Origin of the sequence: Bradyrhizobium shewense, assembly GCF_900094605.1 — a bacterium.
In the GTDB taxonomy this organism is placed as follows: Bacteria; Pseudomonadota; Alphaproteobacteria; order Rhizobiales; family Xanthobacteraceae; genus Bradyrhizobium; species Bradyrhizobium shewense.
In genome coordinates this window covers 575,041-594,008 of the sequence record NZ_FMAI01000001.1, presented here as the reverse complement: position 1 = coordinate 594,008, position 18,968 = coordinate 575,041, and the positions used below count along the sequence as shown (strand labels likewise).

The 18,968-nt window shown below is 65.0% G+C and carries 15 protein-coding genes; 1 reads left to right on the top strand and 14 read right to left on the bottom strand.

Translation table 11 applies throughout. The features are described 5' to 3' along the window. Positions 1-7 precede the first annotated feature (7 nt). Together GA0061098_RS02530 and GA0061098_RS02525 are read right to left on the bottom strand one after the other, a co-directional pair. Positions 8-1,564: a formate dehydrogenase beta subunit gene (locus GA0061098_RS02530; protein WP_091953071.1), complete on the bottom strand. Its 1,557-nt coding sequence runs from the start codon at positions 1,562-1,564 to the stop codon at positions 8-10. Beyond that, positions 1,561-2,037: a formate dehydrogenase subunit gamma gene (locus GA0061098_RS02525; protein ID WP_018315838.1), complete on the bottom strand. Its 477-nt coding sequence runs from the start codon at positions 2,035-2,037 to the stop codon at positions 1,561-1,563. Before GA0061098_RS02525 ends, GA0061098_RS02530 begins: the two co-directional genes overlap by 4 nt. 224 nt (positions 2,038-2,261) lie before the next feature. Between GA0061098_RS02525 and GA0061098_RS02520 the strand changes: the two genes are divergently transcribed. After that, the gene (locus tag GA0061098_RS02520) at positions 2,262-3,155 is read left to right on the top strand and encodes a LysR family transcriptional regulator (RefSeq protein ID WP_091953069.1); all 894 of its coding nucleotides are present in this window, start codon (positions 2,262-2,264) and stop codon (positions 3,153-3,155) included. A gap of 3 nt (positions 3,156-3,158) precedes the next feature. Here GA0061098_RS02520 and GA0061098_RS02515 read toward each other — a convergent pair whose 3' ends face one another. From GA0061098_RS02515 to oxlT (GA0061098_RS02460), 12 genes are all read right to left on the bottom strand, one after another. Continuing rightward, positions 3,159-5,489 (bottom strand): PAS domain-containing sensor histidine kinase, encoded by a 2,331-nt coding sequence (locus tag GA0061098_RS02515; RefSeq protein ID WP_091953067.1) that lies wholly within the window; start codon positions 5,487-5,489, stop codon positions 3,159-3,161. Positions 5,490-5,716: 227 nt separating this feature from the next. Beyond that, entirely contained in the window at positions 5,717-7,090 is a 1,374-nt protein-coding gene (locus tag GA0061098_RS02510; protein WP_091953064.1) for a cation-efflux pump, read from the bottom strand. Between the two features lie 246 nt (positions 7,091-7,336). After that, positions 7,337-8,308, bottom strand: coding sequence for a quinone oxidoreductase family protein (locus tag GA0061098_RS02505; protein WP_091953062.1), 972 nt, complete (start codon positions 8,306-8,308; stop codon positions 7,337-7,339). 25 nt (positions 8,309-8,333) lie between these two features. Then, entirely contained in the window at positions 8,334-9,329 is a 996-nt protein-coding gene (locus tag GA0061098_RS02500) for an NAD(P)H-dependent flavin oxidoreductase (RefSeq protein ID WP_091953060.1), read from the bottom strand. 882 nt (positions 9,330-10,211) lie between these two features. Further along, positions 10,212-10,862 carry a hypothetical protein gene (locus GA0061098_RS02495; RefSeq protein WP_091953058.1) on the bottom strand — a complete coding sequence of 217 codons (651 nt, stop codon included), beginning with the start codon at positions 10,860-10,862 and terminating at the stop codon, positions 10,212-10,214. Between the two features lie 48 nt (positions 10,863-10,910). Further along, entirely contained in the window at positions 10,911-11,114 is a 204-nt protein-coding gene (locus tag GA0061098_RS02490) for a hypothetical protein (protein WP_091953056.1), read from the bottom strand. 270 nt (positions 11,115-11,384) lie between these two features. Then, positions 11,385-12,791, bottom strand: a complete 1,407-nt coding sequence (locus GA0061098_RS02485; RefSeq protein ID WP_165637106.1) for a hypothetical protein — start codon at positions 12,789-12,791, stop codon at positions 11,385-11,387. 572 nt (positions 12,792-13,363) lie between these two features. Beyond that, positions 13,364-14,137 (bottom strand): fumarylacetoacetate hydrolase family protein, encoded by a 774-nt coding sequence (locus tag GA0061098_RS02480; RefSeq protein ID WP_245323139.1) that lies wholly within the window; start codon positions 14,135-14,137, stop codon positions 13,364-13,366. Between the two features lie 11 nt (positions 14,138-14,148). Continuing rightward, entirely contained in the window at positions 14,149-15,168 is a 1,020-nt protein-coding gene (locus GA0061098_RS02475; protein ID WP_091953048.1) for a 2-dehydropantoate 2-reductase, read from the bottom strand. Between the two features lie 98 nt (positions 15,169-15,266). After that, entirely contained in the window at positions 15,267-15,695 is a 429-nt protein-coding gene (locus tag GA0061098_RS02470) for a CBS domain-containing protein (protein ID WP_091953045.1), read from the bottom strand. Between the two features lie 174 nt (positions 15,696-15,869). Beyond that, the gene (oxlT, locus tag GA0061098_RS02465; RefSeq protein WP_091953043.1) at positions 15,870-17,204 is read right to left on the bottom strand and encodes an oxalate/formate MFS antiporter; all 1,335 of its coding nucleotides are present in this window, start codon (positions 17,202-17,204) and stop codon (positions 15,870-15,872) included. A 259-nt stretch (positions 17,205-17,463) separates the two neighbouring features. Continuing rightward, complete coding sequence (gene oxlT / locus GA0061098_RS02460) at positions 17,464-18,753, bottom strand: oxalate/formate MFS antiporter (protein WP_091953041.1); 1,290 nt, start codon at positions 18,751-18,753, stop codon at positions 17,464-17,466. Positions 18,754-18,968 lie beyond the last annotated feature (215 nt).

Here is an 18,968-nt window from a genome sequence, read left to right as displayed (position 1 = left end):
CGTTCTCCTATTCCGCGGCCTGAAGCGTGGTCGGTACGGGGGCGAAATCTTCCCGGAAGTGCTTCAATGCGCTGAGCACGGGGTAGGGCGTGAAGCCGCCGAGCGCGCAGAGCGAGCCGAATTTCATGGTGTTGCAGAGGTCTTCGACCAGCGCGAGGTTTTCGCTGACGCGCTCACCGTTGATGATCTTCTCGATGGTCTCGACGCCGCGGGTCGAGCCGATCCGGCACGGCGTGCACTTGCCGCAGGATTCGACGGCGCAGAACTCCATCGCGAAGCGCGCCTGCCTGCGCATGTCGACGCTGTCATCGAACACGACGATGCCGCCATGGCCGATCAGGCCGTCGCGCGCGGCGAAGGCCTCATAGTCGAACGGCGTGTCGAACAGCGAGCGAGGGAAATAGGCGCCCAGCGGACCGCCGACCTGCACGGCGCGGACCGGCCGGCCCGTGAACGTGCCGCCGCCGATGTCGTCGACGAGCTCGGCGAGCGTCACGCCGAAGGCGGTCTCGAACAGCCCGCCCTGGCGGATGTTGCCGGCAAGCTGGATCGGCATCGTGCCGCGCGAACGGCCCATGCCGTAATCCGCGTAGGCCTTGGCGCCTTCGGCGAGGATGAAGGGGACGGCCGCGAACGACAGCACGTTGTTGATGACGGTCGGCTTGCCGAACAGGCCGTGATGCGCCGGCAGCGGCGGTTTGGCGCGCACGATGCCGCGGCGGCCTTCGAGGCTCTCCAGCAGCGAAGTTTCCTCGCCGCAGACGTAAGCACCGGCGCCGACTCGCACTTCGAGGTCGAAGCTGTGGGTGGATCCGCCGATCTTGTCGCCGAGATAACCGCCGCGCTTCGCAGCCTGGATCGCAGCGTTCATCGCTTCCACCGCATGCGGATATTCGCTGCGGATGTAGATGTAGCCCTTGGTCGCGCCGACGGTGATGCCGGCGATGGTCATGCCCTCGATCACCAGGAAGGGATCGCCTTCTATGATCATGCGGTCGGCGAAAGTGCCGCTGTCGCCTTCGTCGGCGTTGCAGACGATGAACTTGCGGTCGGCTTTGGCCTGCGTGACCGTCTTCCATTTGATGCCGGTCGGAAAGCCGGCGCCGCCGCGGCCGCGCAAGCCCGAGGCCGTGACTTCGTTGAGGATGGCGTCGGAGCCAAGCGACAGGGCGCGCTCCAGTCCCTTGTAGCCACCATGGGCGCGGTAGTCGTCGAGCGAGCGCGGATCGATCACGCCGCAGCGGGCGAAGGTGAGGCGGGTCTGACGCTTGAGCCAGGGGAGCTCGTCGGTCGCCCCCAGCCGCAGCAGATGCGGCGTGTTGTTCGCGAGCGCGTCGAGCAGGGAGGGCACATCGGCTTCAGTAACCGGACCGAAGGCGATCCGGCCCTGTGGCGTTGCTACCTCGACGAGCGGCTCCAGCCAGTACATGCCGCGCGAGCCGGTCCTGACAATCTCGACTGCGATGCCGCGCCCGGCTGCTGCCTGCTCCAGCGCCAGAGCAACGTCATCGGCGCCGACGGCGATTGCACCGGCGTCACGTGAGACGAACAGACGCAAGCTCATCGCTGTGCCTCCACAATCAACGCATCGAGGCGCTTCTGATCGAGCCTGCCGATGAGGCGGCCGTCGAGCATCGCGGACGGTGCGGTCGCGCACAGGCCGAGGCAGTAGATCGGCTCCAGCGTGACGCGATCGTCGGCCGTGGTGTTGCCGAGCGATACGCCGAGCTTTGCCTCGGCGCGCGCCGCCAATGCATCGCCGCCCGCGGCCTGGCAGGCCTCCGCGCGGCAGAGCTTCAGCACATGGCGGCCGGCCGGCTTGTGGCGGAAATCATGATAGAACGTGAATACGCCATGGACTTCGGCGCGCGACAGATTGAGCGCTTGCGCCACCATGGGAATGGCCGCCTCCGGCACGTAGCCGAACGCCTCCTGCAGCGCGTGCAGGATGACCAGCGTCGCGCCCTCCTGGTTAGCGTGTTCGGCGATGATCTCGGCGCCGCGCGTCTCGTTCCAAGGCTCAAAAACCGCTGTCATTCTTCGTTCTCAACCAGAGCGTTTCCTTGGCGCAAACTAGTTGGAATCATTCGAAGATCAATAAAGCTGTCCCGTGCTGCGATTGCGAATTCGGATCGATTTGCAACCGCAATCGACCGATGCGAATTGGTAATGAAAGTTGTATCGGCTGCCGGTTTTTGCGTGTTGGTGCAGGCCCGGCATGCTAGCTTGCACGCCACGATGGAATTCGAGGGGACGCCCGGTTGATCGACAAGCTTGAACTATTGCTGGCGCTGGCGAAGGAGCGGCATTTCGGACGCGCGGCGGAGGTCTGCGGCGTGACGCAACCGACGATGTCGACCGGGCTCAAGCAGCTCGAGGAGATCCTCGGCGTGATGCTGGTGCAGCGCGGCTCCCGTTTCCAGGGGTTCACCCCCGAGGGCGAGCGCGCACTCGACTGGGCGCGGCGGATCGTGGGCGATGCCCGCGCGATGCGTGACGAGATCAACGGGCTGAAGCATCAGCTCTCCGGCGAGATCCGCATCGCCGCGATCCCGACCGTGCTCGGCATGGTCGCAGCGCTGACGACGCCGTTTCGCGCCCGGCATCCCGAGGTGCGTTTCAGCATCCGCTCAACGACCTCATCGGAGGTGCTGGGATTGCTCGAAAATCTCGAGGTCGATGCGGGGCTGACCTATATCGAGAACGAGCCGATCGGCAAGGTGCGCACCATTCCGCTCTACAATGAGAGCTACCGTCTTCTGACCGCGCCGGACGGCATGTTCGGTGACCGCGAGACGGTGACCTGGAAGGAGGTCGGGCAGGTGCCGTTGTGCCTGCTGACGCCCGACATGCAGAACCGCCGCATCATCGATCGCGCCTTACGCTCCGTCGGCGCGGAGGCGACGCCGACGCTGACCTCGAACTCGCTGCTGGTGCTGTTCACGCATGTGAAGACAGGGCGCTGGGCGAGCGTGATGCCCGCCAAGCTTGCCGAGACGCTCGGCCTGTCCGATACGGTGCGCTCGATCCCGATCACCGATCCCGACGTCAATTACAGCATCGGCATGGTGATCCCGCAACGCGATCCGATGACGCCGCTGATCGCGGCGCTGGTCAATGTCGCGAGGGAAGTAGCGCCGTCGCTGCAGCTGTAGGGATCACGCCGCGGCCGATATGCCCGACGCCGCCTTGATCGCGTCGCGTGGCAGGGTCACGCGCACGACGGTGCCGACCTCGAGCTTGGAGCGCAGCCGCATCGAGCCGCCATGGAGCTGCGCCAGCGAGCGGGCGATCGCGAGGCCAAGTCCCGAGCCGTGATAGGTCTTGGTGAGCTGGCTCTCCACCTGCTCGAACGGGCGGCCGAGCCGCGCCAGCGAATGCGGCGCGATGCCGATGCCGGTGTCGGCGATCATCAGCACGATCCGGTCGTCGAGCTGCCGGCTGCGCACCACGACGCGTCCGCCGTCCGGCGTGAATTTCACTGCGTTGGAGAGCAGGTTGACGATGATCTGCTTGGTGGCGCGGCGGTCGGCGACGACGGAGATGGATTTTGCGATGTCGGCATCGAGCGTGATGTGCTTGTCCTCGGCACGGCCGGTGACGACCCGCAAGGATTCGGCCAGCGTCCGCGACAGGTCGAGCTGTTCCATGTCGAGCTTCATGCGGCCAGCCTCGATCTTGGACATGTCGAGGATGTCGTTGATGACCTCGAGCAGATAGTGGCCGCTGGTCAGGATGTCCTGGCAGTATTCCTGGTACTTTTCGCTGCCGAGCTCGCCGAACATGCCCGAGCCCATGATCTCGGAGAAGCCGATGATGGCGTTCAGCGGCGTGCGCAGCTCGTGGCTCATATTGGCGAGGAATTTCGACTTGGTCTGGTTGGCTTCCTCGGCGCGGGTCTTCTCGCGCTGGTACTTCTCGGCGAGGTCGGCGAGCTCGACCGCCTGGCGCTCCAGCGCCGCCTGCGAGCGCTTCAGGTCGATGACGGTGGCGCGCAGGCGCAGATCGTTGTCGACCAGCTTCTGCTCGTGCTCCTTGATGCGGGTGATGTCGGTGCCGACCGAGACGTAGCCGCCGTCCTTGGTGCGGCGCTCGCTGATGTGCAGCCAGCTGCCGTCGTCGAGCTGCGCCTCGAAGGTGCGCGCGCCGGGGCCTTGGGCAGCGGTCTCGTTGTGGCGGGTGCGCACCTCCGGCATGCGGCCGACCTCGAGCACGGTCTCGTAGGAGGTGCCGGGGATCACGGCGGTGTCGGGCAGCTTGTGCAGGCGCTGGAAGTGCGAGTTGCAGAGCACGAGGCGGTCGCTCGCATCCCACAGCACGAAGGCCTCCGGAATGGTTTCGATCGCGTCGCGTAGGCGGAGGTCGGCTTCCACCGTCCTCTCGGCGAGGCTCTTCTGCTCGGTGATGTCGACGGCGATCCCGATCAGGTGCACGCTGGAATCGGTCGCCCCGCGCGTCTTCTCGCAGCGGACGCGGAGCCAGATCCAGTGGCCGTCGACATGCTGCATGCGGAAGGTCTGGTCGATGTGGTCGATCTTCTCGGAGATGAGCTGGTCGGCGATCGCGAACAGGTCGATGTCGTCGGACTTCACCAGCGCGTTGACCTCGCCGAAGGTGAGGAGCTCGTTGCGGCCGTCGAGGCCGAGCATCGAGAACATCGATTGCGACCAGAATATCCGGCCGCGCGATAGGTCCCAGTCCCACAGCCCACAGCGGCCGCGGTTGAGCGCGGTGTCGATCCGGCCGCGCACGGCGTCGTTGATGAGGTCGCCTTCGCGGGCGCGGGTGGATTGCCAGTGGAAGGCGAAGCCCAGGATCAGGACGACGAATCCGGTGGTCGCCGACAGCGTCACCGAGAGCGCGGCGTCCGAGCCCCAGATCGGCTCGTTGCGCTCCTGGATCACGGTGACGAAGCCGGGCAGCGACTTGATCTGCCGCGAGGTCGCCATCGCGGCGTTGCCGCTCGGCAGCGTCATGTCGGAGACGTTGCCGTCACGCGTCGGCGCCGCGAGCAATTGTGCGGTCGTGATGGCATCGAGCAGGCGGTCGTTGCCGGAAGGGTCACTGTCGACCGGGACGCGGGCGAGGAGACGGCGATCGACGCCGGCCGAGGTGACGATGACGTGGCGGCCCGAGGCCGTGCCCCAGGCCGGGATCATGTCCGGCAACAGCGCCGGCAGGCTCTCGATGTTCCTGAGCCGCTCCTGTCGCGCGGAGGTGAGGCGGTCGATGCGTTCGGCGAGCAGGTCGGCCAGCGCCGAGATGTCGTGCCGGATCACCAGCCGCTTCTGACGCGTCTGATCGACGACCTGCACGAACGCGCCGAGGCAGATCGTGATCAGGAACGCGATGATGAGCGTCGGCACGGCGCGACGAAGCGCCGGCTCTGCAATCAAGAGCCGATGATAGGCAGGTTTCGCGATCGATTGCGCCAATCCCTTGATCGAATCGGATTGGACGCACGCGTTCGCGGCGTCTGCACGCGACATGCCTTCGGCCCCCTAAAAACCTGCTTGCAACTGAAGTTCGGAGGCAGCCCCACATCGCTTCCGAATCACAGCGATTTGAATCCAGTTTTCGCGGGGTGTCGAGAGTCAATGAATCGTTAACGCGTAATTATTCTTATCCAATGCGCAGTTTGCGCAGCGCGCGTCCGCAAACGCACGGGCGCGAGGAGTCCGAAACGAGAACGTCTGACTCGTCGCACATTTCTCCGTCACGCACGCGGCGGTTCGGCGTGGCTGATCACGCGCTTCACGCTCGGGAACGCGCGCCGCAGCGCGCGCTCGATGGCGTCGACGTGCTCGTGCACCTTGATCACGCTCATCGACGGCGCGGCGCGGCAGTGGAAATTGACGATCTCGCCGGCGTCGGTGTTGCGGACACGCACATTATGGATGTCGTGGATCTCGCCGCCGGCGGCATATTCGGTCAGCGCGGCGGCGATGGCCTGGACGCGTTCCGGCGCGGCATCGACCCCGAACGGCAGTTCCGGTTCCAGCGGCTCGATATGGACGTCGACCTCGACGTCCGCGCCGAACTCCTCCTGGATGTTGCGCTCCAGCGTGTTGGCGACGTCGTGGGCTGCGTCGAGTTGCATCCGGGCGTCGACCTCGAGGTCGATGCTGACGATCAGCTTGGCGCCGAGATCGTGCACCGTGACGTGGTGGACGGCGAGGCCCGAATTGCGCGCGATCACCATGATGCGGTCGCGCACGGTCTCGTTGTCGCGTGCGACAGGAACGGCGGTGAAGGAGAGGTCGGCATCGCCGAACGCCTTGGTGACCGCGGCTTGCGCGTTGTGCTTGATGTCCTCGACGCGGTCGATCGGATAGGTCCGCGGCACCTTGACGATGGTGTCGATGAACGTGGTCGCCCCGACCATGCGCACCCGCAGCCGCTCCACGTCGATCACGCCTGGGACGCTCCGGATCGCGGCCGTGGCCTTCTCCTGCGCGCCCTCCGGGGCGCGGTCGACCAGCGTCTGCACGGTCGAGCCGGCCATGCGAAGGCCGAGCGCCGCGATCATCACGGCGACCGCGGCGGCCGCCGCGGCGTCACCCCACCAGAAGCCGAGGGCAGCGAGGATCAGGCCGATGATCACGGCGAACGAGCCCATCACGTCGGAGGCGAAATGCAGCGCGTCGGCCGCGAGCGCCTGGCTCCTGGTCTCGCGCGCGGCGCGATGCAGGGCGCGGGCGCGCCAGAGATTGACGACGATGTCGATCACCAGCACGACGAACGGCACGGCCGAAATGGTCGGCGGCGGGGTTCCCTCGCGCAGCCGGCTGTATGCCTCGACCAGGATGCCGCCGGCGAGCACGTAGAGCAGGGCGGTAACACCGAGCGCCGAGACGCTCTCCAGCTTGCCGTGGCCGTAATGGTGCTCCTCGTCGGCCGGCTTGTCGGACACCCGCACCACCGCCCAGGTGATGATGGTCGCGACCAGGTCGATCGAAGAGTGCAGGGCCTCGGAGATCAGCGCCAGCGAGCCGATCGCGATGCCGACCACGAACTTGGCCGCCGCCATGCCGCCGCTGGCGAAGATCGAGATCGCGGCGACCGAGGTTTTGTTGTGCTGGGAGGTCATGGCGGGGATTTAGCAGCCCATGGGTGAACATCAAGCGCCGATCCACAGAAGTAGTCGCTAGTGATTTGCAGGAGGGAAGCTATTGCGAATGCTTCCGAATTGAAGGCTGGCGGTCTGTCCTTGCTCACCCTCGTAGGGTGGGCAAAGGCGCAAAGCGCCGTGCCCACCATTCCTCCGTGATGGATACAAATCGTGGGCACGCTTGCGCTTTGCCCACCCTGCGAGACCGAGGCTTGGGATCGGCGTTTACGGCACCGTCACCACGATCTTCCCCAGGTGCTTGTTCGCCTCCATGTGCTCGAACGCCTGGTCGATGTCGTCGAATGCGAACACGCGGTCGATCGGCAGCTGCAGTTTTCGCGATTCCACCGCGCCCCAGATGTCCTTCCTGACCTCCTCGAAGATCTCGCGGACTTCTTCGATGGTGCGGGTGCGGAAGGTGACGCCGACATAGTCGATGCGGCGCGCGGCGTGCAGGTCGAAGTTGAAATCGGCATGGGTGCCGCCGAGCCGGCCGACATTGACGATGCGGCCCTTCACTTTGGTCGCCGCAAGGTTCTGGCTCGCGACCTTGCCCGAGACCTGGTCGACGATGAGGTCGACGCCTTCGCCGTTCGTCGCCTTCAGGACCTCCTCGACCCATTTGGGATCGGAGCTGTCGACGGCGAGGTCGGCGCCGTACTCCTTCAGCCGGCCGCGGCGCGTGGCATCGGTCGAGGAGCCGATCACGAGCTTTGCGCCCTTGAGTTTTGCAATCTGCATCGCCATCAGGCCGACACCGGAGCTGGCGCCCTGGATCAGCACGCTCTGGCCCGCCTGCACGCCGCCGACGGTGACGACGGCGTTGTGCATGGTCGCGAGCGCGACGGGGAGGGTGGCGGCTTCCTCGAAGTTCATGTTCGAGGGCGCGCGGAACAGCCGGCCATGATCGGCCAGTGTGTACTCGGCAAACGCAGCGCCGCCCGAGCCCATGATGCGGTCGCCGATCTTCACGCCCTTGGCATCCGGTCCGAGCTCGGCGACCTCGCCGGCCCATTCCATGCCGAGCACGGTGCCGGCGCCGCCGGCCGCGCCGTGGGCGTGCCCCTTGCGCATACCGGTGTCGGCGCGGTTGATCCCGCAGGCGCGGACGCGCACCAGCACCTGCGTGCCCTTCGGTTTTGGTTGAGCGAGGTCGGAAATCCTAGCGCCCTCAGGGCCGTAGACGTAAGCCTTCATGGATTGCTCTCGCTTCTTGCGGTGATTATTCGGCGGCTTCGCGTTGCGGCTGAACGATCATGCCTTCAAGCCGGCTACGAATGATCGCTTCCGCCTCGCGCACGATGCGGGAGATGAGCTCGGCGCAGGTCGGGATGTCCTTGATCAGGCCCTGCACCTGTCCGGCCGACCAGATGCCTTCGTCGGAATTCCCGGTCGCATAGACCATCTTGCCGCGGGCACCCGCGACCAGCTCGCGGATGTCCTCGAACTTCGCGCCCTCCTTCTCCATCGCGACCACCTTGGTCGAGATCTCGTTTTTGGCGACGCGCGAGGTGTTGCGCATGGTGCGGAAGATCAGCTCGGTCTCGCGCTCGTCATTGGCGACGATCTTTTCCTTGATGAGCTGGTGGATCGGGCTTTCCCTGGTCGCCATGAAGCGCGTGCCCATGTTGATGCCGTCGGCGCCCAGCGCCAGCGCGGCGACGAGGCCGCGGGCATCGGCAAAGCCGCCTGAGGCGATCATCGGGATCTTGATCTTGTTGGCGGCGGCGGGGATCAGGATCAGGCCGGGCGTGTCGTCCTCGCCGGGATGGCCGGCGCATTCGAAGCCGTCGATCGAGATGGCGTCAACGCCCATGCGTTCGGCCGAGAGGGCGTGGCGGACGCTGGTGCATTTGTGCACGACCTTGACGCCGTGCTTCCTGAACTCGTCGACATGCTCCTGCGGCTTGTTGCCGGCGGTCTCGACCACCTTGATCCCGGCGTCGATAATGGCGGCGCGGTATTCGGCGTAAGGCGGCGGCTTGATCGCGGGCAGGATGGTGAGGTTGACGCCGAACGGCTTGTCGGTGAGGTCGCGGCAGCGCGCGATCTCCTTGGTCAGGTCCTCCGGCGTCGGCTGGGTCAGCGCCGTGATGAAGCCGAGCGCGCCGGCGTTGGCCACGGCGGCGACCAGCTCGGCCCGGCCGACCCATTGCATGCCGCCCTGGACGATCGGATGCTCGACGCCGACGAGTTTCGTGAACCGTGTCTGCAACATGACCTGTTTCCCCCCGCGCCTCGCGGGGCGCTCTGCTATCCGTTGATGCGTGGAGGATGCCGCCGCGGTCGGGAAAAGTCTATTGCGGGGACGTGCGGTGAGGGCGGGGCGATCATGCGAGCGGTGGGGAGATTCCGTGGGGCGGATAATTGGGGCAGTATTCGTCCGTCATCCCCGCGCAACCGCGAAGCGGTTGTCGCTGGAGGTGCGACCTGCACGGTGCGAAGCAACGTGCAGGGAGCCTCGAAGGATGGGCGGCCACGCTGCGAGCGTCGGGCTGTCGCCCTTCGAGGCTTGCTCAGTGGCGCGATGCGCCCCCGAGCGCGCACCTCAGGGTGACGGTCGTAGATTTGCGCTCGCGGGCCCGATCAAGACACGCCTTCGCGCTCTCGCGGCATCTGCGCCCGAGCTTTGCTTCGTCGCGTTGCCCTCATGAAAGACAAGGGCGCAGGGAAGGCCGGGCGCCGGCGGGCACCCGTAAGTCCGTGCGCGAAAAAGATGCGTGGCTTGTGTGTACGATAAATCAGAATTTCGGTAAAGTGGAATATTTTGACGGATGAGGATTGACAAGCGGAGTGGAGAAATTGGCGGGGTGTTTTGCCCGACGGGCGAGGGTGCTCCGAACGTGGCCGGAGCGCTATGCGCACCGCTGCATCAACCACCGTCATCGCGAGCACAGCGACGCAATCCAGAAACCCTCCGCGGAAACACTCTGGATTGCTTCGTCGCAAGGGCTTGCCTCGCAATGACGCCGGAGGTGGTGGTGGAGGCTCGTAGCCCGAATGGAGCGCAGCGCAATCCGGGGCTCGTGCGACAAGCGAGGGCCGTCCCGGATTTCGCTTTCGCTCCATCCGGGCTACAAGGCCACCGCTACAGGCGCAGCTACTCCGCCGACAGCCGCACCATCCGGCGGCCGCCGTTCATGTCCTTGAGGCTGTTGACGAAGTTTTCCGGACGCTGCCAGCGATAGGGGACCTTCAGGCCCATGAACTCGGCGATGTCGCCGATGAAGCCGGTGCAGTTGGTGGTCTCGGCGTTCCAGACCGGCGAGCTCGCCTGCAGTTTCTTGATGTAGGCGAACACGCGCTTGGCGTCGGCTTCGTTCAGGTACACGCGGTAGCTCGCGGTCAGATATTCCGGATCGAGATCGCCGTAGCTCGCACCGGTCTCCGACGGCACGAAGGTGAGGTGGCCGAGCACGTATGCAAACGTGTCGCCGGCGGGCGTGAGGCCTGCGACCTCGACCGCCTTCTCGCTGGTCTTGCCGTACCAGACGAAGGCGTGGCCCCAGCTCGCGGCCGTGCGGGCACGGAAGTCGACGTAATAGGGACCTTTCTCCACGCGCGCGACGGAGCGCCGCGCCGCTTGCGGCTGAGGCCGCGATGTGGAGTCGGTCGTGGCAAGCGCGTTGGCGTCGGCAACGCGCTTGTTCGCTTCGTGGGCCGAAGCCGAGGGCGTCGTACACGCGATCATGGCCGCAAGGGCGAACCCCGCAAGGATGCAGGGTCCCGATCGATCAGGTTTGTTTGTCACGCTGTGCCCCTCGACTGTCGGCCGCTTACGCTAGTCTTGCGCTGCGTCTCAGTAACGCGCAGCGACCGGGCCGGGCGCCTTGCCGATCGGGGCCTTTCCAGCCGGGCTCTTGCCAATCGGCATCTTGCCGATCGGTGCCTGCTCGGCCGGATAGACCGGCACGGGCTGGCGGCGCGGTAGATCTGCAGCGTTCGCAACCGTCACCAGAGCAAGCGTAGCACCCAGAGCAAATACAATCTTCTTCACAGTCATACCCCTAGAAGGTTTGGTCCAAACACGGCCATGCCGTGCCCCCAGACACGCCTCACAGAAGGGCGGCCGAATGCGACCAAGTTGCGGCGCGCGCGGGACATGTTGGCGGCATATGTCTGACGCGCGCAGATGTGATGTGTCTGGATGTTTCCGGGGCGCTGCAGTCAGCCCGTGATCCGTAGGATGGGTAGAGCGAAGCGAAACCCATCGGCTATTTTCGCGAGGAGAGGTGATGGGTTTCGCTTCGGTCTACCCATCCTACGCGGCAACTCACCCGATCCGGTTGAGGCTGCTCCTGATCGTCGAGAAGATGCCGCCGATGTCCTTGCGCAAGGCATCGAGCGCGTTGAAATTGTCGAAGATGCGGGCGAGGCGGTCTTCGACCTCGCGCTTGCTCTTGGTGAGCGCGTCGACGCGCGAGGCGAGGGTGACGTCGCCGTTGGCCTCGATCTCGCCCACGGTTTTGGCGAGGAGGTCGCGGGTGGTGCCGACCTCCGCGATCAGGGCCTCGATGCCGAACACCGGCGCCCTCAGCGGGACGAGGTCGGCTTGCGACTTCGACAGCTCCGCCTTGAAGACGTTCAGCGTCGCCAGCGTCTCCTGCAACGCGCCGAGGCGGTGTCGCGACTGCAGGACGAAATCGTTCAGCGCGTTCTGGCGGTCGGCAAGGGTCTTGCCGTTGGCGTCCGTCTCGACATCGGCGAGTGAGCGTTCGAGCTGGGCCTGGCGCTGGCCAAGCTCCTCGAAGTCGAGCCGGATGCTTTTGAGAATGTTGAAGCTGTCGTCGATGCGGGCGAGGCGCTGCTCGATCTCGATCTTGTTCTCCGACAACGTCTCGACGCGGGTGGGAAGCGGCGTCTCGCCGCCGGTCTCGAGCTCGTCGATGGTCTTGGCAAGGCGCTCGTGGCTGAGGCTGAGCTCGCCGATCAGGGCGTTGATGCCGGCGTCGGTTGACCGCAGCGGCACCAGCTCGGCGTGGGATTTCGCCAGATCCTCCTTGTACTGGTTGAGGGTCGCAAATGTCTCCTGGACGCCGTTCACCCGTCCTAGAAGCGCCGCCACGTCACGCGCGATGTCCCTCTGCCGATCGGCGAGGTTGTTCTTGCGGTCGTCGGTCTCGAGATCGTGCAGGGAGCGTTCGAGCTGATTCTGGCGGTCGCGGATCTCGGTGAAGACCGGCTCGACCGCGCGGCGCTGCTCGGCGACCTTGCCGACCATGTCGCGCAGGTGCTGCTGGCGACTGCGGATTTCGGCGAGCTGGTCGTGCATGTCGGTGGACTGGTTGCGGCCCTGCTGGAGCAGCGCGCGCTGCTCGGTCTCGCCCAGCTTGTCGTGCAGCGCGGAGACCGCCTCCCTGGGGTCGCTCTCGATCAAATGCTGGACGGTGGCATCCAAGTGGTTTTGCAGGGCGTGGGCGACGACGACGTCCTCGCGGGTTTTCTTGAGCCGGTCACGCAGCGTCTTCAGGCTGCGGTCCTGGCGCGACAGCCGCCAGGCTGAAGCGCCGATCAGGGTCAGCGCGAGGGCGGGGAATATTCCGGTCGCGATGCGCTGCGGCACCGGCAGGCCCGCGAACCAGGCGGGCAGGTGACTGATGTCGTGACCGAACGCCTGCTGGGCGACGACCGCGACGATGGCCAACAGGCCGAACCAGGCAACCAGGAAAAACAGCCACATCGTGAATTCCACGCGCCGGTGCACATTTTCGCCATGATTGCCAAGAGCGGAACCGAGCGCAAGGGGCGGGGAGGCTTGTGGGCTGTTTCGGGCGGCGTGATCCACGGCTGGTTGCGTCGGGCCTATGGGTGGAGGCGGCGCGAGGAGTGCCGGGTTTTCCCGGACGTTCCCACAAACGCGTCATGCCCGGGCTTGCCGGGACAAGGCCGGCCACGACGGATCGAGCAGCGTTAGTAGCCCGCACGAGCGGAGCGACATGCGGGACCCTGCGAAGAGGCGTCCCCGGATGTCGCTTGGCTCATCCGGACTGCGGCGCCGTGCGCGCTATCATTTCCCGAGGAAGTTCGAGCGCATCTTGTCGGCGAACCAGACCGCGAAGATCGCACCGAACGCGAGAGCAAAGTACAGAGCCGTCCACAAAAGTGCATTACCTGCATTCGTCATGGCGTCCTCCCTGGCGTCAGAAATTGACTGCCGGGAAGGATAAGGCGGCCGTGCCGGCGCGATTTGCGCCGGATCAATTTTGCCGCGCTGCGGCGAGAATAAATCGGGCTACGGGAAGGTGTTTGCAGCTACAGCCGAAACTCGTTGGTGAGTTCACCGATGCCGTCGATCGCGACAGTGACCGTGTTCACCGGCTCCTTCATCACGCCGACGCCGACCGAGGTGCCGACGGCGATGAGGTCGCCGGGGAGCAGGGTCATGTCGTGGGAGATCTTGCTGACCAGCTCCTGCGCCGAGAAGATCATGTCGGAGATCGGGTAGTTCTGCCGCTCCGCGCCGTTGAGGATGGTGCGGACGGTCAGCTTGGCCGGATCGAGGCCGGTTGCGATGACCGGGCCGAACGGACCGTAATCGTCGATGCCCTTGGCGCGGGCCCATTGCGGGAAGGTGGGGTCGCTGGTCAGGATGTCGTTGGCGGTGATGTCGTTGACGCAGGTGTAGCCGAAGATGCAGCTGTTGGCTTCGCTGGGGGAGACACGCGCGCAGGTCTTGCCGATGACGATGCCGAGCTCGCCTTCATAGGTGGTCTTGCCGTCGTAATAAGAGGGACGGCGGATCACGGCGCCGGGCGTCGTGATGGTGGTGGTGGCCTTAAGCAGATAAAGCGGCTCCGGCGGTTCGGGCTGGTTCAGCTTGGCCGCGAGCGCGTGAAAATTATTCCAGAGCGCGACGATCTTGCTGGGCGCGCAAGGCGCCAGCAGCTCGACCTCCGACAGCGCCAGAATCTTGCCGGTCGCGGTGTTGCGGCCGAACATCTCGCCCTCGTGCACGCTGATGCCCGATGGCGTCAGCGTGCCGAAACCGGTCGTGCCATTATTCCGGAAGCGCAGCCACTGCTTCATCTCGCCCGCCATCACGCCACCGCCAGTGCGCGGGGATCTGAAGGTGTCGAGACGCCGTCATAGAGGCCGGCGATGCGGGCGCGCTGGGTCACCATCGCCAGCACCGAGTCGAGCGCTGGCGTTGCGATGCCGGTGAGGCGGCCCATCTCCTGCACCACGGTGACGAGCGGGTCGATCTCCATCGGGCGGCCGCGCTCGAGGTCCTGCAGCATCGAGGTCTTGTGCGCGCCGACCTTGCGGGCGCCCTCGATGCGGCGCTCGACGTCGACGCGGAATTTGACGCCGAAGGTCTCGGCGATCGCTTGCGTCTCCACCATGATCGCGCGCGACAGCGCGCGGGTAGAGGGATCGGTGCAGATCACGTCGAGCGTTGCATGGGTCAGCGCGCTGATCGGGTTGAAGCAGACATTGCCCCACAGCTTGAGCCAGATCTCGTCGCGGATGCGGTCGAGCACCGGCGCCTTCAGCCCGGCCGCGACGAACAGATCGGCAAGGCGCTGCACGTCGCTCGTGATCTCGCCGGAGGGCTCGCCGAGCGGGAAGTTGTTGCCGTAGACGTGGCGGATCACGCCGGGCGCCTCGATCTCGGTGGCGGGATAGACGATGCAGCCGATGGCGCGCTCGGCGCCGATTTCGCGCCACTGCCGCCCGCCGGGATCGATGCTCTCCAGCGTCGAATTCTCGTATTGGCCGCCGTGCTTGTAGAAGTACCAATAAGGGATGCCGTTGACGGCGGTGACGATGCGGGTGTGGGGGCCGAGCAGCGGCTGCATCTTCTCGATCACGCCGGTGATCGAATGCGCCTTCAACGTGATGATGATGTAGTCCTGCACGCCGAGCTCGGCGGGATCGTCGGTGCAGCGCGGATGCACGGTGTGCTTCTCCTCGCCCGCGAGCAGCGTCAGGCCGCGCTCGCGCATTGCTGCAAGGTGGGCGCCGCGTGCGATGAGGCTGACATCGGCGCCTGCGCGCGCAAGCTGAACCCCGAGATATCCGCCGATTGCGCCGGCGCCGTAGATGCAGATATTCATGAAATCCTCGCGGGAGACCGGAATTTTGGGACGAAAGATCCGGTCCGGCTCGAACGTGTCCGAGCCGGCCGGTAGTCACAGGGGAAGTGTGCGTCGCTTTAGGCTGCCGCTTGCGGCGTGCCGTTGATGGCCTCGTCCATGGCAGCTGCGATGTCGCGCATGCTGATGACGGAGACGAGGCTGTAATCGTCGATGACAGGCAAATGGCGGATGTGATGCCGGTTCATCAGATGGCGGACCTGCTCGATCGTATCGCTGGAGCTGCAGGACACCAGCTGCTGCACCGAGACGAGTTGCGAGACCTTGACGTTGACGGCATTCGCGCCGTGCTCGGCGACGGCGCGGACCACGTCGCGCTCGGTGAACATGCCGACGGCGGTATTACCCTCGGAGCGGACCACGTCCTTGACCACGAGAGCGCTGATGTTGTTGGCGCGCATCAGCTTGGCGGCGATACCCACCGTTTCGTTCATCCGCACCGTGACAACGCGCGGCGTCTTCTTGCGCAGAATGTCTCCGACCAGCATTGCAACCTCCCTGGGTGAATGTTGCTGGAAGTGTGGTATACATAATGCCAATCGTCAAGGGCTGGTTTGGGCGATCCGAAAAATCTTGCGACAGCAATACTGACGTTTGCCGTGTGCGAAAAAGAAAGGGGCGCATCGCTGCGCCCCTTCTTGAACCGTGCTTGTACGTGGCGCTTACGCCGTCTCGGTCTTTGCAGTGGTCTCGGCGCTGCCGGTTGCGGTGTTCGCGCTCTCGGCTTCCTTGCCGAGGATGAAGGAGCGGCGCATCGGCTTGATCACGAACAGCGCCGTCAGCGCCGCCGTCGCGTTCAGGGCGACCGCGACCACGAACACGGCCTTCCAGCCGTACGTCGCCGAGATCACGCTGGCGAGCGGGACGAGCAGCGAGGCGGTGCCTTTCGCGGTGTAGAGCATGCCGTTGTTGGTGGTCGCGAATTTCGAGCCGAAGGTGTCGCCGCAGGTCGCCGGGAACAGCGAGTAGATCTCGCCGAACACGCCGAAATACACCGCGGTCGCGAGCACGAACACGACCGGGACATGACCGTAAGCCGACAGCGTCAGCAGCATCAGCGCCGCCGTGCCGAAGGCGATGAACATGGTGTGCTCGCGGCCGATCGTGTCGGAGACCCAGCCAAAGAAGGGGCGTCCGAAACCGTCGAGGATGCGGTCGAGCGAGATCGCGAAGGTCAGTGCCGCCATCTGGAAGCCGGCCAGCGTGACCGGGGTGTCGGCGATCTTGAAGTCGTGCGCGATCGGGCCGATCTGCGCCGCGGTCATCAGGCCGCCGGATGCGACCATGACGAAGACGAGATACATCACCCAGAAAATAGGGCTGCGCAGCACCTGGGGCGGGGTGAAGTCGATCTTGGTTTGCGGCAGGTTGAGCTGCTTCTTCTTCGGCGGGATCGAGAGCCGCGGCGGCTGGATGAAGAAGGCGAGCACGAACACGATCACGCCCTGGCCGATGCCGAAAGTGAAGAAGGCGTGCTGATAGCCGCTCGATGCGATCATGGTCGCGATCGGCACGATGGTGAGCGCGGCGCCCGCGCCGAAGCCCGCGGCGGTCGCGCCGGCGGCAAGGCCCCGGCGGTCGGGAAACCATTTCAGCGCGTTGCCGACGCAGGTGCCGTACACCGCGCCCGCGCCCATGCCGCCGATGATCGCGGCCGCGTAGAGCAAAGTGAGACTGTCGGCATAGGAGTTGAGAATCCAGGACAGTGCGATCATTACGCCGCCGAACATGACGACGATGCGCGGGCCGTATTTGTCGACGAACCAGGCCTCGATCGGCACCAGCCAGGTCTCGGTGACGACGAAGACGGTGAAGGCAAGCTGGATCGCGGCGCGTCCCCAGTGATGGGCCGCATCAATCGGATCGACGAACAGCGTCCAGCCGTATTGCAGGTTGGCGATCATCGCCATGCAGACGATGCCCATGACGAGCTGGAGCCAACGGAAACCGGTGCGAAGAGGCGCGGCCGTGACGGCGCCGTCCGTGCTGGAAATCATCAAGAACCTCCCAACGCGCCTGATTGATCACGACTTTGGATGGCAAGATGACCCAGTGTCGCAAATGTTGTGGCTTATCGTCGCAAGCGCGGCACGGAGCTTGGTATACCATATTCCAGAATGCAAGCCCTATCTGCGGCGGATTGTCACAAATCTGCGGTTCCATTGGAGCGGGAACGGCGCTGCAAGACGTCGCCAAAACGACAACGCCCGGCCTTGAGGCCGGGCGTCTGCTCGATGAAGAGCTGTATGGAGCGTGTCAGATGGTCGATTTTGCGACCACGACCTTGCGCCAGGGCTTGAGCACCGCGATCGCCAGCAGCGAAGCCAGGATGTTGGCGCCGGCCGCGATGATGAACACGCTGTCCCACGTGCCCGACGATTGCTGCATGTAATTGCCGATCGGGACCAGCAGTGCGGCGGTGCCCTTCGCAGTGTAGAGCAGGCCGGCATTGGTGGTCGCGAACTTGGCGCCGAACGTGTCGGTGCAGGTCGAGGGGAACAGCGAGTAGATCTCACCCCAGGCGAAGAACACGAAGCCCGAGAGCAGCACGAACCAGAGGGGATCGTGGCCCCAGAGGTAGAGCATCCAGATGCCGAAACCTTCCATGCCGAAGGCGATGAACATCGTGTTCTCGCGGCCGATCATGTCGGAGATCCAGCCGAAGAACGGACGCGTCAGGCCGTTGAGCACGCGGTCGATGGTGGCCGCGAACGTCACCGCCGTCATCGTCACCGCCATCAGCGTGACGGGCACGTTGTCGACCTTCCAGTCGGCCGCGATGGGCTTCAGGTTGGCCGTCACCATCAAGCCGCCGGCGCCGACGATCACGAACATGAAGTACATCAGCCAGAAGATCGGCTGACGCAACACCTCGGTCGGCTGGTAGTTGCGCCGGGTCTGCAGCAGATTGGCATTCGCCACCACGTTCGGCACCTGGCCTGCTTTCGGTGCGAGCAGGAAGAAGGCGAGGATGCAGATGATGATGCCCTGTCCGAGGCCGAAATAGAGGAAGGTGGTCTGGAATCCACTGTCCTTGATCATGGCCTGGATCGGCGCGACGGTCAGCGCGGAGCCCGCACCGAAGCCCGCGGCCGTAATGCCCGCGGCAAGACCGCGCTTGTCCGGAAACCACTTCAGCGCGTTGCCGACGCAGGTGCCGTAGACGCCGCCGGCGCCGATGCCCGCGATGATCATGCCGAGATAGAAGCCGTTGAGCGTGGTGGCCTGCGCGTTGATCGCCCAGCCGATGGCGCAGAGCACGCCGCCGACCAGCACGACGATGCGCGGACCGTACTTGTCGACGAACCATCCCTCGATCGGGACCAGCCAGGTCTCGAACAGGACGAAGAGCGTAAAGGCCCATTGGATCGACGCGCGATCCCAGCCGAACTTCTTCTGGATGTCAGGGACGAAGAACGTCCAGCCGTATTGATAGTTGGCGATCATCACCATCGCGGCGACGCCAACCGCCAACTGCGTCCAGCGATAGGCATCGCTGACGCGCGCGACGCTTGGGGCCGCTGTTGACTGCACCATATCTGTCATAAAAAACCCTCCCGAAGGCGCCGATCATTTTTATGCGTGCGCTGGTTCGCATCCTGGTATTCATTATGCCAAGATTCAAGCGAAGGACTGGAGGGTGCGGCGAAATATCGCGGATTCTTCACATGCACCATGGCTGCTCGATTGTAAAGCCCAATCGGCTTCCAGCCTGCGATCAACCCATTGATTTTGTGAGAAGTCTTGCTTGTCGTGGCGAA